The organism is Enterobacter cloacae complex sp. SYL001 (assembly GCF_049237025.1).
In the GTDB taxonomy this organism is placed as follows: Bacteria; Pseudomonadota; Gammaproteobacteria; order Enterobacterales; family Enterobacteriaceae; genus Enterobacter; species Enterobacter intestinihominis.
The window spans coordinates 61,563-78,311 of the sequence record NZ_JBMKJI010000010.1; the positions used below are offsets into that span (position 1 = coordinate 61,563).

10 protein-coding genes, 1 tRNA gene and 1 pseudogene are annotated in these 16,749 nt (G+C 48.4%); 6 read left to right on the plus strand and 6 right to left on the minus strand.

Features of this window, described 5'->3' with window-relative positions:
* Window positions 1-76: 76 nt before the first annotated feature.
* A tRNA-Phe gene (locus tag ACOTZP_RS11870) sits at window positions 77-152 on the plus strand.
* Between the two features lie 386 nt (window positions 153-538).
* Here ACOTZP_RS11870 and ACOTZP_RS11875 read toward each other — a convergent pair.
* Complete coding sequence (locus ACOTZP_RS11875) at window positions 539-733, minus strand: helix-turn-helix domain-containing protein (protein ID WP_226870056.1); 195 nt, start codon at window positions 731-733, stop codon at window positions 539-541.
* 43 nt (window positions 734-776) lie between these two features.
* Window positions 777-1,187, minus strand: a pseudogene (locus ACOTZP_RS11880) (hypothetical protein).
* Between the two features lie 369 nt (window positions 1,188-1,556).
* Here ACOTZP_RS11880 and gapS6a point away from each other — a divergent pair.
* Entirely contained in the window at window positions 1,557-1,889 is a 333-nt protein-coding gene (gapS6a, locus tag ACOTZP_RS11885) for a GapS6a family protein (RefSeq protein WP_223863115.1), read from the plus strand.
* Window positions 1,890-1,906: 17 nt separating this feature from the next.
* Window positions 1,907-5,227, plus strand: a complete 3,321-nt coding sequence (gene gapS6b / locus ACOTZP_RS11890) for a GapS6b family protein (protein WP_271075141.1) — start codon at window positions 1,907-1,909, stop codon at window positions 5,225-5,227.
* 114 nt (window positions 5,228-5,341) lie between these two features.
* Here gapS6b and ACOTZP_RS11895 read toward each other — a convergent pair whose 3' ends face one another.
* The 3 genes from ACOTZP_RS11895 to ACOTZP_RS11905 form a co-directional block, all read right to left on the minus strand.
* Window positions 5,342-6,484 carry a Fic family protein gene (locus tag ACOTZP_RS11895; protein WP_047057490.1) on the minus strand — a complete coding sequence of 381 codons (1,143 nt, stop codon included), beginning with the start codon at window positions 6,482-6,484 and terminating at the stop codon, window positions 5,342-5,344.
* Window positions 6,485-7,017: 533 nt separating this feature from the next.
* Complete coding sequence (locus ACOTZP_RS11900) at window positions 7,018-8,802, minus strand: hybrid sensor histidine kinase/response regulator (protein ID WP_271075140.1); 1,785 nt, start codon at window positions 8,800-8,802, stop codon at window positions 7,018-7,020.
* On the minus strand, window positions 8,799-9,431 hold the full coding sequence (locus ACOTZP_RS11905; protein ID WP_271075139.1) for a response regulator transcription factor: 633 nt from the start codon (window positions 9,429-9,431) through the stop codon (window positions 8,799-8,801). Before ACOTZP_RS11905 ends, ACOTZP_RS11900 begins: the two co-directional genes overlap by 4 nt.
* A 175-nt stretch (window positions 9,432-9,606) precedes the next feature.
* On the opposite strand from ACOTZP_RS11905, the gene ACOTZP_RS11910 reads away from it, so the two are divergent.
* Window positions 9,607-9,921 (plus strand): lipoprotein, encoded by a 315-nt coding sequence (locus ACOTZP_RS11910; protein WP_421633717.1) that lies wholly within the window; start codon window positions 9,607-9,609, stop codon window positions 9,919-9,921.
* A 114-nt stretch (window positions 9,922-10,035) separates the two neighbouring features.
* Window positions 10,036-13,053 carry an autotransporter domain-containing protein gene (locus ACOTZP_RS11915; protein ID WP_271075138.1) on the plus strand — a complete coding sequence of 1,006 codons (3,018 nt, stop codon included), beginning with the start codon at window positions 10,036-10,038 and terminating at the stop codon, window positions 13,051-13,053.
* Window positions 13,054-13,114: 61 nt separating this feature from the next.
* On the opposite strand, the gene ACOTZP_RS11920 is transcribed toward ACOTZP_RS11915, so the two are convergent.
* On the minus strand, window positions 13,115-13,642 hold the full coding sequence (locus ACOTZP_RS11920; RefSeq protein WP_271075155.1) for a helix-turn-helix transcriptional regulator: 528 nt from the start codon (window positions 13,640-13,642) through the stop codon (window positions 13,115-13,117).
* Window positions 13,643-14,310: 668 nt separating this feature from the next.
* Here ACOTZP_RS11920 and pgaA point away from each other — a divergent pair.
* On the plus strand, window positions 14,311-16,749 hold the full coding sequence (gene pgaA, locus ACOTZP_RS11925) for a poly-beta-1,6 N-acetyl-D-glucosamine export porin PgaA (RefSeq protein WP_421633718.1): 2,439 nt from the start codon (window positions 14,311-14,313) through the stop codon (window positions 16,747-16,749).

Here is a 16,749-nt window from a genome sequence, read left to right on the forward strand (position 1 = left end):
GAGAGTGTGCAGCCTGCAACGAAAACAACAAATTTCGTTGACGTCGGAGGGAGGATCGGGTTTAATGCGCCCCGTTGCCCGGATAGCTCAGTCGGTAGAGCAGGGGATTGAAAATCCCCGTGTCCTTGGTTCGATTCCGAGTCCGGGCACCACTATTTAAAGAACCCGCCCAAAAGGCGGGTTTTTGCTTTTTTGACTAGTCCAGTTGTTCAATGCTTCCCCTCTTTTGTTCTTAGACAACGCGGAGCTTATAGCGCTTCGGCGTAATATCCCACGGCTTCATACAGCAAATCGCTGATAGCAGGCGCTTCATTCATGTCGCGAAGCGTTGAGCGCTGTCAATAACAGCATGGAGCAGGAGGGAAACTATGCCAGTACCAATGGTAAAGAAAGGAAAAACGGTTCTTTCTTTATAAAAGAATTTTACGAGCCAGGACTGCAGCGTTTCGCTTGTCTTCTCCCGATCGTCTAAAAGCAAAGCCATTAGAAGATCGGGAGAGACGATTTAGTCATTTTCAGACTTACGGTAACGGAAGGGCTAGATTTGCTCTGGCACAACGCCTAGCGCTTCGGCGATCAGCCATTCAGCTTTGGGCAAGCTATGGGTAAACGCGTTTACCAGAGTGGATGATGCCAGCCCTAAGTTTCGAGAAACGGCAGAAAGCGACATTCCGCGCTTTTTCAGTGCCGCAATAATACCGGCGGAATACCTGTCTGGTTGCATTATGATCATGCCGCCTCCCCATCATAAACTTCTAACCATCGGCGGTACGTAGTCAGCGTGAGGCTTTCATTTCCGCCGCGAAGTAGTTGATCAGGTCATACAGCAGCCAGTTAAGGAATTTCTCTGTTTCTTAGGAAAACCTCTGCTCCGCCAGCATCTGCGTCAGGGCAAGGCTGTGGTGACAAAGCTCTGTGTATTTAGGCCCAATTGGGGACGTTTGCCGAGAGGGTAGCAACGGTCAGGCTTACAACAAGATGGGGAAGGAAAGGTTCAAACGGCGTGTGCTGGAGCAGCATTAGACAAGCGTTGAGTCTGCCGCTAAGCGCCATTTTTAATGTCAGATCTTTACTTTCAATCAGGGTTTAGGCGAACTTTTCGCAGTAGCTGGCGAGGACGGTGAAGTCCGTAACAGCGTTGAAGGGACGGCAAGTAACGAATTTGTTTGAGCGGGGATTTTAGCCATAATGGCAGCCTCCAATAAGTGATTGTTTTAACCACCACCGCAGAGACCAACCTTACGAGTGGTGGCACCGAACTGAGTTGGTCTTACCGGCCTTACTGGACACCGGCGCGTTTTGCGACGCCTCCGCCCGGCCCACCATTGAGATGTAGTCGGATGAACGACATAAAGCGCGTCATATGTCGCCAGTAAGGAATATCTTCAGGAGACCAATCGCGGCACCTGAATTTGCGGGTGCTCGCAAACGATACCGCGTTTAGTTAGCAGCAGCAAGAACTCATCTCATCCATACTTTCTGTACGGTCAGGCTCTGGTACTCGAAGATACACTTCATGTATAGTTATCTATATGATTAACTATAGAGAAAGAGAAATGACTATGGATTTTCTAACAAGTACCATTTTGTCGGGATTACTTTATGACGGATTAAAATCTGGCGTAACGATTAGTGCGGTCTGGTTAAAAGATACTCTTAGAAACTGGCTGATTGACGATAATACTGCGCAAATAATGGCGGATAAAATTACTCAACTGGGCATAAATGATGATTTAAGTGGAAAAGCAATAAAAACCAGAATTGATAACGATCCTGAGTTATTGAGGCTATTAATGGAGATTAAAACTGCACCGCAGACTATTAACCATGTTAGTACTCATCATGGTAGCGGTGATATCGTGCATGGTAATAAAATCATCAATAACTAAAAGTAAGGTCATCAGAAATGAATAATGAATTGCGCTCTTCACATTACGGTTCTGGTGACATTGTCCTTGGTAATAAAATAACATACCCATCAGAACTTACCCCCGAAAACCTATTCCCTATTGCAGAGGACATATTTAGAAAGATACGTAACAGCGATATAGCCACGGCCAAGACCATTATAGACGCTATAAAAAAATTACCTGCCACACCTGTCGCCAGAAAATTTGTAGATGTATTAAATACAGCAATTCTTGCATCAGAAAATGCTTTAACCTCTGGAATTGATGAACTGTATACTCTTGCCAAAGAAGATGATTTATCAGATAAACTAAGAGACGTTGTTTTTTCTGTTATTATGCTTATAGAGTTTAAAAATAACAATCATGAAAATGCTATAGCCATATACTCACAGTCTCCAAAGAAAAAATACTCACACATGTTTTATCTTCAGTGCCTTGCAACTGAAGATGAAATTAACGATTTCTGGAATGAGAACCAGCCTCTCGTTAGTGTAGATGAACTTTATGCAATATCTATAGGTGCCAGCCGGGTAAAAAATCAAATATCAGCAAAAAATTTTGCAACGATCTTAGTTGAAAGAGTACCAACACCTATAAACTCTATTCTGCTTAATTATATTACCGTACTGGAACTTGCAGAAAAATATCACAATATAGATTTACTATCTCTGGATAAAGATGTCTATGATCAAGTAATTAGCTGCATAAATGACACAATCACATTCTTAGAAGCATATCCAGAGAACAAATGGTTGCTTTATTCTTTAAGTAATTTAGTTATGCTTGTTAAAGCAAATCATTATCAACTTATTCAAACAATAGCTAAATATAAGGATAAAATATCAGCCATTAACCAATCTGTTACTGACTTTGTTGATATGCTATTCTCTTTCGATGAAACAGCTCCTCTCACTTTACGTGATATTAAAGAAGATGATGAGTTAACATCAGGCTCTCTGATTGTATTATTAGAGGCCGCTGCAAAAGGAACGTATATTAAGGAAAATATAAAGCAGCTTATTCTGAATACTGATTTAAAACAAGATGATTATATTAAAAACTTGCCTTTCAACTATCAACTTATCTCGTTAAAAGCTAAACTATTATTAAATGATAGTAATGATCACATTAATAAAAATAGAATCAAAGAAGATCTTGCTATTTTCATTCCATTAGCACATAAAGATAAAACATCTCTTTCCGGCAATGGCTTAGTTAATTTATGTGATGATCTACTCTGGTTAGATCTTGCTAAAGAGAGCTGTGATCTTCTCGAACCTCGTTTACCTGAAAATTTATGGCCGTCACGCTTAGTTATAGCCTATTTTGAGTCACTTATTCGTGCAGAAAAGCTAACTACATTAACAGAATGCCTGAGCAGGATAGATAAAACATTATGGGATCACTACACATGGCTCCTTCAGGCCAGAATAGATATTGCATATAACAGTTGGCCTCAGGCAATAATAGCCCTAGAAGAGGCTATTAAGAAAAATGATGATAATTCATACCCTTGGCTTCTACTGATTCGTTGTACCTTAAAAACTGCTCCAGCTACAGCCATTACTATTCTAGAAAGAATACCGAAAACTGTTTTCTCATCTTTCGATACTCATACCTTGTCATTATTGAGACTTATCTCAAATAAAGTAGATCCTCATTTTTCAGAAAAAATAATTTCAGAGAAATTTATTAGCTCGCCACAAAAATTTGCATCTATTCTTTTACAAACACATTTTTCATCTTTAACAGGTTATCAAGCTAAAAAAGCTAATGAATTAAACACGCAATATCCAGATAAAGTTATAAGAGCTATAAAACTGATCCGTAATGGAGTGGAAGAAGAGAAAGTTATTCTTGATATAACACCTGATAAAGAACAAGGTGCCTTATTATCTGCTCACACTGAATATGGAGATCTTCTTGCTAATTTAGCTATAAATGAGGAAGATGTTTATGTCATGGATAGAGTAAAAATAATAGAAGAATTAAATCCTTATCATGTTATTTTCAGATATGCACTAAATATTGTCTCTGAAAAACCAGACATTAACTTCCCGATAAAAAAGATAGAAGTTCCTTCAGACCCAGAGTTAATGTTTCAAAAAATAAAAGACGAATTTTCGCAATATGATCATCAATCAAGAGAAGAACATATTATCAATTGTCAGAATGTGCCTTTATATCTTAAAGCTAATGAACTTGAAAAAGGAAAACCTGTAAAATCTATTTTGAAGCTACTAACCTCTCAGAGAGTCAATAAATCTTTATCATTACCCGAGGGTGAAGTCGATCATCCAGAACAATTTATTACTGATATTCATGGTATCATTTATTTCGCTTTAACGCATTCAGACATAACATTACGCAAAAGTAGATCCAAACTAATAATCACAAATGAGACTAAAACTTGCATTGATAATTGGTTAACTGAAGTTGAAAATCCTTCTTATCTATCTATCGGTGTGCGCGATGATCATCTTTTTAGGATAACGGCAGAAGACATTCAAAGTTCAACAGCATCCATTCGTGACTCCCTGAATAACTTACTTGACTACTGCGAAGTTCACTCAGTTCCGGTAGCGGATACGCCAGATACTTTATTAAATGTAAAAGAGTTTTTAGACGCATCTGTCTATTCTACAATGAAATATGTTCTGTTCACAAAAACACCATATTTTATTATTGATGACTCCTTTAGTGCCCTGACAAAGTCTTTAGACTCTGAAATAAAGATAGTAAATTCGATAGTGTTTACATCCCATCTCTTAGAGCATCTACCGCTACCTATAAGGTTAAAAAATTTCCAATGTCATGTAGAAACTTATCTTCCTATGTATATAAGCTACAAGGATTGTATTGCATTGGCAAATTCAGATGATGAACAACATGTCACTTTAGTGACTAAAATATTTCAAATACACGCCAATCCATTTAATAACTTTAATAGCTTATGTTCATTGTTTACTCATGCTGTCTCTTTGCCATTATTTTCAGTTTATATCAACCATTATAAGAAAAGAAGACCATTATCTCTGGATAACGCTATAATTGTATTATTCAATACTTGTTGCCAAGGTGTCGTTAATGCTTCCGATGGACGTACCGCAGAGGAACGTTTAGTAACATTTACTAAGCTTATTGTTGATGACCGTATATACCCTCAAGGATTTATTTCATTTATTTTTTCAATTTTCAGTTCATTTGCACAGGGCCATTTTCTTGATATTAGCTATATGAACAAACTAATAAATGACGTTAAAACAAAAGAATCACTCGGGGTCAACTCAACTATGGCAAATGAAGCTTCTAATTAAAGTTAAATTTTCCCCAAAAAAAATCAGATGTATAGCAGCTATATTAATAGCTGCTATGCTTCATCAAAAATAACCATATAAAAGTGTAAATAATCCACTATTATATTTTTGATATCACAAATCAGGAATAAACCCTTCTTCCCGCAGAACCTTAATCACTCCACGTATCAGATACGAATTAGAAAATTTCGCCGTATAGGTACGCGCCCCTTCTTCTACAGGCTGGAGCAGTCCCCGTTCAATTAGTTTACCAAGCTGGTAAGTCACCTGCGTCGGTTTCAGATCAGGCAACACAGCACGTAGATCGCCCGCTTTTATCGTCCCCAGTTCAACCGCACGTTTCAGAACCTTTGATTCCAGCGGATTTATCAACCCTCTTTCCGACGAAAAATCGATGGCCGGATACAGGATCTTTTCGCTCAGGAAAGCGTGGTTCGTCAGTTGATCGACTTTCTTCAGCTCAGAGGAGATCCCCGAAAGCACATATAAGCACCATTCTTCCAGCCCCTGCTCTGTTCCCTTATCGGCTAACGAAAGCATGGCGTAATAGCGTTCCCGATCGTTACAGAATACGGCTGTCGGATTGAGAACCCGACCACCTGTCTGAACGTTAAAACCATACTTGATAAGCAACGCATAGGTCAGCAATCTGACCGTTCTGCCATTACCGTTGCCAAAGGGATGTATCCAGCCGAAACGATGATGTACCAGCGCAATCTTCATCAAGTCATACTTTGGCTTATCGGCGCGGTTAATAAAGGAGGTCAGTTCCGCCATATAATCAGGGACGCGGATGTGGTCCGGCGGCAAATGGTCAGACTGAGCGATGCTGACGTTATGTTGCCGATATGCACCGGGCGTTCTGTCGCCTTCCTGTTGCAATCCGGCTACCGCCAGACTATGCAACTCGCGGATAAAATATTCCGTTATCTCATCGCCGTTGCTCAGATATCCGTCGATGTACTCCATCGCGGCTTCAATATTGTTGATTTCTTTGAGCTGATCCGTCGAACTCTGCGTTCCTTCAACCTTGCTTTCAACATAGTCGGCAAGCGTGGTGTGGTTTCCCTCAATTCTTGCAGAACCAAGACTCTCCAGCATGTGGAATACGGCCTTCAACTGCGCAAACAGGATAGGATGAACGTCGGTTTCCAGCCGCAGGTGCCGGAGCAGCTCCAGCTCCGTCAACGCGTCGACCAAAGGGGAGTCAAAGCTGGGGTTCAGAAGTGAGAGTTCAAAGTGATTGAATTGAGCCATGATGTTTAGTTATCTCAACTGGTGTATGGAGATATCTCAAAAGTATAGCAAAAATATTAATATAATCCACAGATTAGAAAGAGCACCGTTTCTAATTATCTCAAAAAGCGTTATTCCAACATATCAAATGTAAGTTTGAAAGATGTTCAATGCGAAGGGGGATAGAGTTTGCCTGCGCAATGCAGCATGGATTTTTTAGCGCCGCTATGCGTGGAGTTCCGGGCGTTATGTGTGGAGTTCCATCCACTATATGTGGACCTCAGACCGTTATGTGTGGACCTGACTCCACACATAACGAAGCCTAATTCGCTAAATAATGATTTTTCGTGATAACCCTCACAAAACCAAAGTGATTTTTTATGGGGCCTTCGTGGGGGCGCTGTTTGCGAGAAATATCAACAAAACCAATAATAAACAGCATGTTAATCGTGGATATGTTCCCGAGTCCGGGCACCAAAATTTATATTAACGGACCTCCACGGAGGTCCGTTTTTGCATTCTGAGCCCGCCAGAATCACTACTTCTGCATTCCCTTAACGACACCCTGACCACTGCGTCAGCAGCGCATGCAGTTTAGCCGGCTCCAGAGGCTTGCGAAGCACCAGGTACCCCTCCTGCTCCGCCTCCAGCAGAACCGGTGAATTAAATTCGCCGCTGACTATCGCGCCGCTCATATCCGGCAGACGGTCAAAAAGCGCTTTCAGGATATCGAAGCCGCTTTCGCCGGATCGCAGGCGCTGGTCGCACAGCACGGCGAACGGCGTAAAGCCGTCGTCGATGATGGCAAACGCTTCTTCAGCGGAGGCCGCACAGCGTACATCGATTCCCCAGACGCTCATCAGGCTCTCCCAGGCAGACGTCACCAGCGGGTCATCATCGACGACCAGGCAGGAACCGTGCAGCGGTGCATAGCGTACCGGCGTGGCGGTGTTATCAGCGGCGGGCGGGGTGTCCAGCGCGCTATCTTCGCCAGCATATTGGGTAAAGCGCATCCAGAAGCGGGAGCCTTTCCCTTCAATGGATTGCATCCCGTATTTCACCTTCATCAGCTTGGCACAGCGGGCGACTACGGCCAGTCCCAGCCCGTGTCCGGCGCTGTCGATCTTCCATGCCAGCTCGGGGCGGTAGTAAGGTGAGAAGATTTTGCCCTTCTCTTCATCGGCGATACCGACTCCCGTGTCCCACACCTCCACCATACACTCGTCACCGCGCGGTCGGATGGCGACCAGCACCCCGCCCTGGAGCGTGTAACGAAGGGCGTTTTGAATCAGGTTAATCAGGGACTGTCGTACCAGCAGCGAATCGCCCATCACGTAGATACGGCGTTTAGGCCGCCGGATGCACAGCCTAAGCGCGCGGCTGTTGGCCTCTTCGCGAAACAGCGTGATGACCGAGTCGAGCAGAGCACCGATATCCACTTTGGTCGGGACAGAGAGGACATTCCCGGATTCTATTTTGCTCAGATCGAGCAGAGAATTGAGCATTAAATGTACCGAGCGAACGCTCTGCTGCAGGTCAAGAAGCTGTGGCGTCAGGCTGTCGTCCCGGTTTCGGTGGAGGATGGCTTCGATCAGAAAGCCCATAGCGTGTACGGGCTGGCGCAGATCGTGGCTGGCGGTGGTCAGAAACTGATTTTTATCCAGCAGTGCCTGCTCCGCGTCCTCTTTGGCCTGACGAAACTGTTCCGCCAGGCGTGAGCTTTTTTCCTCAAGCAGTGCCTGCTGAATAAAGAACGCATGGGAAGTTAACGCATGGCGGTAAATTGCGAAGCCGTAAAGCAGATTCAGCATGAGCACGATGAACATCAACTCATCCAGCCGCCAGATAATACCGAGGTTCAGCACCCCCCAGGAGGCGAAGAAAAAGCGCGTAAAGGTGCTGATGACCGGCGTCAGATGCGTCGCATTGGCGGCGACGATAGCGGCGATGCTGATATTAAGTAACAGGAAAAAGTCAAAATTCTGCGTCTGTGGGGTAATTAAATAGAGCGAAGAAATGCCCAGCCCGTGAATAAAGGCGATATTATTAATACGCGGAAGCCAGCGTCGCAGGACGTCCCTATCACCGTTTTCTTTCGCTTCACGCTGATAGCGTCGGTGCAATAGTCTTATCGCCACGGCACATAGCAGATAAATAATTATCCAGATAATCGTTGGGCCGAGGTCGTCCCCAAGCATATAAATCCAGATGGCGAAAGGAATACCCACAAAGGGCACAGCACTAAAGCTAAATACCAGCCGCAGAAAGGTGTTGTTTAGCAAACGGATCTGCGCCGGAGCAGAGATACCTTCGTTTTGTAAGCTCTGGAAAAACCTCATTCCGACGGTTCCTGCTTGCCGTGCAGAAGCGTGATGGCTTCGACCCGGCTGTTAACACCTATCTTTTTCAATATATTGCTGATGTGTTCTTTGACCGTGGGCTCAGAAATTGAAAGCTGTGCGGCGATTCGTTTATTTGGCAGGCCGCGCATAATCATATTTAATACGTCTATTTGTCGCGGCGTTAAGTTAAATTTACTTAACTTCTCATTATTTGCCTTAACGGAAATTTCGTTTCCCTCAGGATACCAGGTCTGATTATCAGTGAGTGCGAAAACGGCCCGCGAGAACATCTCAGGTGGCTCGCTTTTCAATACAAAACCGTGTCCCCCGGCGGCATTAACTTTGCGCCAGATGTCATTATTGTCATCCCCGCTGACCACCAGGAGTCGTACCTGTGGGTAAAGTTGTTTTACTTCTTTGAGTAATTTCAGGGCCGTTCCGGAAGAGAGCCAAAAATCGATTACCAGCAAACGTGGCGGGCCATGATCCCTAATTTGGCGGTAGCAATCATCCTCATTCGTCACCACACACGCCTGTTTAAACTGGCAATGTGTAATCAGAAAATTGGCGATGCCGCTTGCTACCAATGGATGGTCATCAACGACTAACGCATAATTCTGTCCCAAAGGAGCCTCCTTTTACCTTCGCATATCTTAGAGTACAGATGAATTATTATCTACCCACCCTACTTTAAGAGGGTTTTTTCGATTAGGAAAGAGAAATATATTATTCGCTGATTTGGGTAAAAGAAAACATAAATACAATCAGTGGAATTAACTGGTTGGATATCAAGGATAATTTATGAAAAAACCACTAATCGTTTTAACCGTTACGTTGATGCTAGCCGGTTGTTCCACGTTGAAAACCGATCAGGCTATTCCACTCCTGCAAGCGGAGACCGCTAAAATGCTGGGACTGGGCTCATCGGATGAAATAACCGTGACCAACGTTAATGGCGCCCAGCCGGACGCACTGGGAGGACAAAAACTGTCTTATCGCGCCACGACAGAAAAAGGGCGTATTTTCGATTGTTCATCAATGATGATGCCGGGGATTTTAGGATCCGCACCGAAGCTAAGCGCGCCAACCTGTACACCTGTTGTCACACATAAATAATTAACGCCGCATCAAAAGGCGTACATAAATAACGCCTTTTACATTTTCTGACGTATCTGAGTTTTCATAAAAACGATTTTCCAGACATCACGCTAATGAGTACGGAGATAGCCCGTGAATAACTCTACATCGCATGCTTTAGCGGTTAAGACGCCGCTTTCCAGACTTTACCTCGCTCTATTTTCCGCGCCGCTGTTACTGTTTTTACCTGCCGATATCGCGCGTGCAGCCGATGCCTTTTTTGATGGCGACTCGCGTATTACCGAAACGCTGGGTTACACCGGAGATGTTTATGTTGGACGTAATCAACGCGGAAACCTGCTGATCGATAATGGCAAAATCACCGCCTATAACATCAATATCGGTCGGCTGTTCGACGGCAAAATTTATGAAAGCGTGGTCACGGTCCGTGGGCCAGACGCTGAGCTTAACGCGGTGAACGATCGGTACGTCCTGCGCGGCGACCTGAATCTTGGCCTCGGCACCCTGCGAGTCGAAGAGGGCGCGCTGGCGAGCGCAAAGGAGATCGTTGTCGGCACCATCCGGGGCTACGACAGCCACCTTATCGCGACGGGTGCCGGCTCTCGCGTGACCAGTAATTTTCTGAGCGTAGGCACCGATCTGGGCGCACGCTCCACGCTGGCAATTGAGGACGGTGCGGCGCTCAATACCGCCTACGATGCGCGCATCGGGAATGGTACCGGGCCGGGTGAAACCGACACGCTGAGCCCGAAAGCCACCGTCACGGGGAGTGGCTCACAGTGGAACGTTGGCCGTACGTTGACGCTTTATGGCGACCTGGACGTACTGAACGGCGGAGCGGTTAACGTTGGCGGCGTGCAGGTGGCGGGCGTCTCCGGCGCAGGGAAAACCGCCGAATTGGTTATTGCGGGCAAGGACTCGCGCTTTACCAGCGGCAGCAGCGTGAGCGTGGGCGATTACGGCAATGGCGTGCTGTCTGTGATTGACGGCGGTTCATTTTCCGCTGGCAGCAATGCGCTGATCGTGGGGACATCGGGTTCCGGCTCGAACCGGGGTGCGCTCATCATCGGCAGCCGCGGCAATATGGACACCGGCACGGGTTTAACTGAGCCAACGCCTGGCACGGCGGGCGGCGCAGGTACCCTCGATGCGAAGACGGCAATCAGCCTGCGTGGCGGACTGTTCGGCAGCTATGTCTACTTCAACCATACCGACGGAAATTACATCTTCAGCAACACGATGAGCGGTGAAGGTGATGTGATCAACACCTCCGGGCAGACGACGCTGAACGGCGATCTTTCCGCACTCAAGGCGAACGTAACCGCGCGGGGCGGTAAAGTTATCATTGCCAGCAATATTAATACCCAGCCAGAAGACGATATTTTTGATGTTCAGACGCTTAGCGCCGAGAACGGCGGTACGCTGATCCTCAACGCGACGGCGGGTTCAGACGTCAGCGACGGGGTCGGTTACAGCAGCGCCGCGTCAATCAAGTCCGGCGGCACGCTGGGCGGCAACGGCACGCTGGGCCAGACCGAGATCCTGTCTGGCGGGCATATCTCGCCTGGCGACGGCAATATCGGTACGTTGACGCTGAAACGCTATCTGAACTTTATCGGCGAATCCTTCTATGACGTGGATATCGCGGGCGATGGCAGCAGCGACCAGCTACTGGTATCGGGCAAAACCACCATCAGCGATCGGGCTAAGGTACAGGTCACCGCGCTGGATCCGCAAACCAGCTATAAAACGGGCCAAAGCTACCGCATTTTGACCTCCGACGGGGGAATTGACGGTGAGTTCGCAGGAGCGATTTCCAAATCCGCCTTCCTGGACGTGGCGCTTGAGCAAAGCACCAACGCCGTCGATCTGACCATCGCGCAGAAAGAGACCGGAGGCGAAAATCCTGGGGGCGAGAACCCGGGCGGTGAGAATCCCGGAGGCGAGAACCCGGGCGGTGAGAATCCTGGCGGCGAAAACCCGGGCGGTGAGAATCCTGGCGGCGAAAACCCGGGCAGCGGCAAGCCGGGCATTTTCCAGACCGTGGCCCAAAGCAGCAACCAGTGGAATACCGCTGGCGCGCTCTCCACGCTGACGCAAAGTGGCCCGTCGCTGGCGCTGTATAACTCGCTGTTGCTGCTGAGCGCGCCGGAAGCGCGCGAGGCGTTCAACCAGCTGTCTGGCGAAGTTTATCCATCAATGCAGTCCAACCTGATCGCTGGCAGCACGCAGGTGTTTAACGTGTTAAACCAGCGTATGCAGCGCGCGTTTGATAACGACAGCCTGCCGATCCCACCGTTAGCCATGTCGCTGGTGCAGCAGCCGGAGCCGCAAAACAATGGCGTCTGGGGCCAGACCTTCAGCTCCTGGAGCCGAAACAGCGGCGACGGAAACGTGGGCAAGCTGGACGGCAACACCACCGGCTTCCTGCTGGGGGCAGATCGCAAGCTGGCGGACCATAACGTGCGTGTCGGCGGCTACTTCGGCTACAGCCGGGGTGATTACGACGTCGACAGCCGTCGCTCCTCAACGGATACCGACAACTATCACCTTGGCCTGTATGCGGCGGGTCAACAGGATGCGTTCTCCCTTCGCGGCGCGCTGGGTTACACCTGGCACAAGATCGAGGGCGAGCGCAATGTTGATTTCAGCGGCTTCTCGGATCGGCTGAAGTCAGATTACGACGCTAACTCGCTGCTGGCGTTTACCGAAGCGGGCTACCGTTTCGGCCAGCCAGACAGGAATATTGAGCCGTTCGTCAATTTATCTTACATCCGGCTGCATACCGACAGCTTCAGGGAAGACGGCGGTGCCGCTGCGCTGAGCGTCCGTAACGAAACGATGAACACCTTCTATTCCACACTCGGGGTGCGCGGTGTGACCGAGCTGCCGAAGAACGTTAACCTCTACGGTTCGCTGGGCTGGCAGCACGCTTATGGCGATAAGAATACCTCTTCGCGCATGGCGTTTGCGGGCAGCGACGCGTTCATTACTCAGGGGCAAGCCGTGGATGAGGACGTAATGGTGGGTGATATCGGCGTGAGCGTACAGCTGTCGCGTGCTGCGACGCTGGATGTGGGTTATCAGGGACAATATGGTGCGGATACCCGCGTCAACTCTGTTAACGCCAATCTGCGCTGGTCGTTCTGAATTATTTCCATTAAAAGAACCCGCCCTCGTGGCGGGTTTGTGCTTTTGGCTTCTGACGAAGCTAGGGATCGTTCCCAGCCGCGTCCAGCAGTTTGTTTTTGAAGATAAACAAACACGCCTCGTTGAAGTTCCCTGCCCCTAACCGCTCCGATAGCGCCGTTCGCTTGCGATAGAGGCTTTTAACCGACATATTCAGCTTATCTGCAATCTCTTCCATTGACCTCCCTGCCTTCAGCAACCGGAGCATTATCGCTTCATGTCTACTCAGCCGTAAGTTAAGCAGCCATTTGGTTGTCAGACGCCAGCCTTTCATATCAAGCACCAGATTGAATAACGACGCCATATCCTGAGGCGTAAGCGACGTGTTCATAAACAGCTTCATACTGTGCAGATCCTCCTCTCGAGGGCGCATATCCAGCATAACGCAGCAGATCGTTTTTCTCGTTCTGGCCGGATGGCGTATCAGGTAATCATATAAACGGAGCGGCGTACGGCTATCAATCAGTACAGTATATTCATTTGCGTCGGTATCAAATATGTTTCTGTCTATCGAACAGAGGCAAATTATATCCGGGAAAAATAGCCGCATCCCCCTGACAAGGAAACAATCCTGAGTCACTAACACTATTGAAGTCGCCACTAATCATCCCTTTTAGATTAAAGCAAGCCCGCCTCTTAAGAAACAAGGACGCTTTCGTTTATAGCGCTTTACATTAACGGCAAATGTTTTCTGGCTTTGATCATCCCTCAATATGACATTGGTGAGCTAGACTTTTTGCAGACTATCACTCAATGCCTGTCGTTAATTATAAATAAAAAAGAATTTCAGAAAAGTCACTTCTCTGAACATTAAGAATTTTTGTCATGAAACTTCCCAAACATGCCCCAGAAAGTACTTTAATTAACTCAGCAGAACTTCATTCCAAATATAAAAAAACTGCAAACAGCAAAAGGAAAAACATTTAATATCAATCAGTTAAAAAGAACAATCCTGCACTAAATTATCTAAAAAACTTACTTCTTCCAGAATTATCTCAAAACCTCCCAGCCGCTTTTCAACTTATTTATCCCCCAACACATCGGGTGTACATTAAGCCCAATCAGACCACTGAGATGACGGCGCATAATTACCTTTAAGTAAGTACCCCATAACGTAGCATCATTCAGATTTAATGTTCTCCTTTATGCCCTTTAACGCAGAGTTAAAAGGCGGCCGTGTTATGCAATGGATTCACGATAAACAAATGGCAAATAGATATGGAAAGATCGCTTAGCTTCACTACGTTATTCTTTTATCGCACCACAATATTATTGCTCCTGCTTTTACTCTTTCCTGTTCTGGTTCAGGCTGATGAATCCGTTTATGAGCATCAGATACAACAGGCACGTAACGGTAATTACGCTCTGTTTCTTGATTACCTACAGCGCTATGAGCAACAGCATGCTTTAACACCTGGACAGGTTGCGGACTGGTTACAGGTAGCCTCCTGGGCAGGACGCGATGATGAGGTTATTCGAGTCTGGCAGCGTTATGGTATTTATATGCCGCTGCCCGCTCGCGCCATCGCTGCTGTCGCCCAGTCCAGAAGAAACCAAAAAGCCTGGCCATCCGCCTTATCGCTGTGGAAAGAGGCGCTCAGCCTTGCGCCGGATAACGACGATTACCGCATCGGCTATGTTAAGACCCTGGCCGATGCCCGCAGAGATCGCCTCGCGCTTTCGAAAGCCCGGCAGCTGGTTAAGGACGATCCTTCTCCCGCGCACCTTGAGACGCTCTCCTATGTCTGGATGCGCCAGGGAAAAAACGGGGACCGGCTGCTGGCGGACATGCGCGCGCTGAACGCCGCACCAGGGAATAACGCCCTTCTTCGCGAGACGATCGATGCGCTAACGGATAACCGGGTAAGCACACCCGCACTCTGGCTGTCGCAAAGCGCAGCGATGTCCCCCGCGGAGCGTCGCCGCCTTGAGCGTAACGCCGCGGCTGAAAAGGTACGCCTGGCGGATGTGCCTGGCAGAACGGAAAAAGAGCGGCTGCGGCTGGCACAAAACGCATTAGATCGCTATCACGTCCTGCTTTCCCGCTGGCAAAACGAACCGCAGGCGGCTGAAGACATCATCCTTGCCCGTATCGATCGGCTTGGCGCGCTGTATGCGCAGGGTGATTACCGGCAGGTTATTAGCGAATATGAGGCGCTGACGACCGCACAGCATCCGGTGCCAGACTGGGCCATCGGCTGGGTGATCTCTGCATATTTGCAGGAGAAAAACACCGTCGCCGCCTTCTCGCTTGTACAACGCTATCCACACTACGCCTCCGATCCGCAGGATGAGGAGCATGCGCTTTTCTACGCCTGGCTGGATACGGGGCAGTATCAAACCGCCCGCCGCTACGTTGAGCGCGAGACCCGCAGCGTTCCCTGGACCCGCTACGATTTCGGATCCCCGACCGCTCAGCCGAACGATCGGTGGCTCACCGGACAGTCACTCAAACTTAACTATTTGCTGGCGACCAACGCCCTGCCCGAGGCCGAAAAGCTGTCGTATCGTCTGGCGTCAACGGCGCCGGGAAATCAGGGATTACAGATTGATTATGCCGCCCTGCTTCAGGCCAGGGGCCTGCCGCGCGCGGCCGAGCAAAAGCTTAAACGAGCAGAGGCGCTCGAACCCACGAATCTGGAGCTTGAAAAACAGCAGGCTTACGTCGCAATGGACCTTCAGGAGTGGCGCCAGATGGATTTACTGGCTGATGACTTAATTGCTCGCGCCCCCGCCGATCGCAGCGCCCGCCGCCTGGACAGGCTCAGAGCGGTCCACCATATGTCAGAGCTGCGTCTGAACGCGGGTAAAGGATTGCACTCAGATAACCCCGTCAGCGGTAGCCACGACATGAGCTGGGACGCCACGCTCTATGGCCCACCCGTGGCGGATAACTGGCGGCTATTTGCTGGCGCCCGCTATGCACAGGGGAATTTCGACGAAGGTAAAGGCATCAGCCGCCACCTGTTGGGCGGCGTTGAGTGGCGCCCACGTGACCTCACGCTCGAAGCCGAGCTCTCCAGCAACCGCTATCACGGCACAAACAGGCCGGGCGCACGGCTCTCAACAACCTACAGCCTGAGTGATAACTGGCAGGTCAGCGGTAGCCTCGAGCGCTTATCACGCGCGACACCCTTACGGGCATTACGCAATGGGATCAGCGCCAACCGGGGTGAAGGTGGGGTGCGCTGGTATCAAAACGAGCGACGTGAATACCAGTTCAACGCCGCCGTCAGCCGCTTCTCAGACCACAACCGCCGTCAGGAATACACCCTCTCTGGGAAAGAGCGTCTCTGGCAGACCCCGACCCTGACGCTGGATCTCGAACCGGGGATCGCCGCCAGTAAAAACAGCCTGCGGAATACGCTCTATTACAACCCGGCACGGGATCTGTCCGTGACGGCAGCCCTGTCCGTTGACCATGAGATGTACCGCCACTACGACACCCTCTGGAACCAGCAGTTCGTGGCAGGCGGCGGCAGCTACTGGCAGAAAAATCAGTCGCCTGGCGCCATTACCCTGCTGGGTTACGGGCAACGCATTCAGTGGAACAACGTTGTCGATACTGGCGTGATGCTGAACTGGGATAAACGCCCTTACGACGGCAAACGCGAGAGCAATCTCTCCGTCACGTTAGATGCGACTTTACGCTTTTAA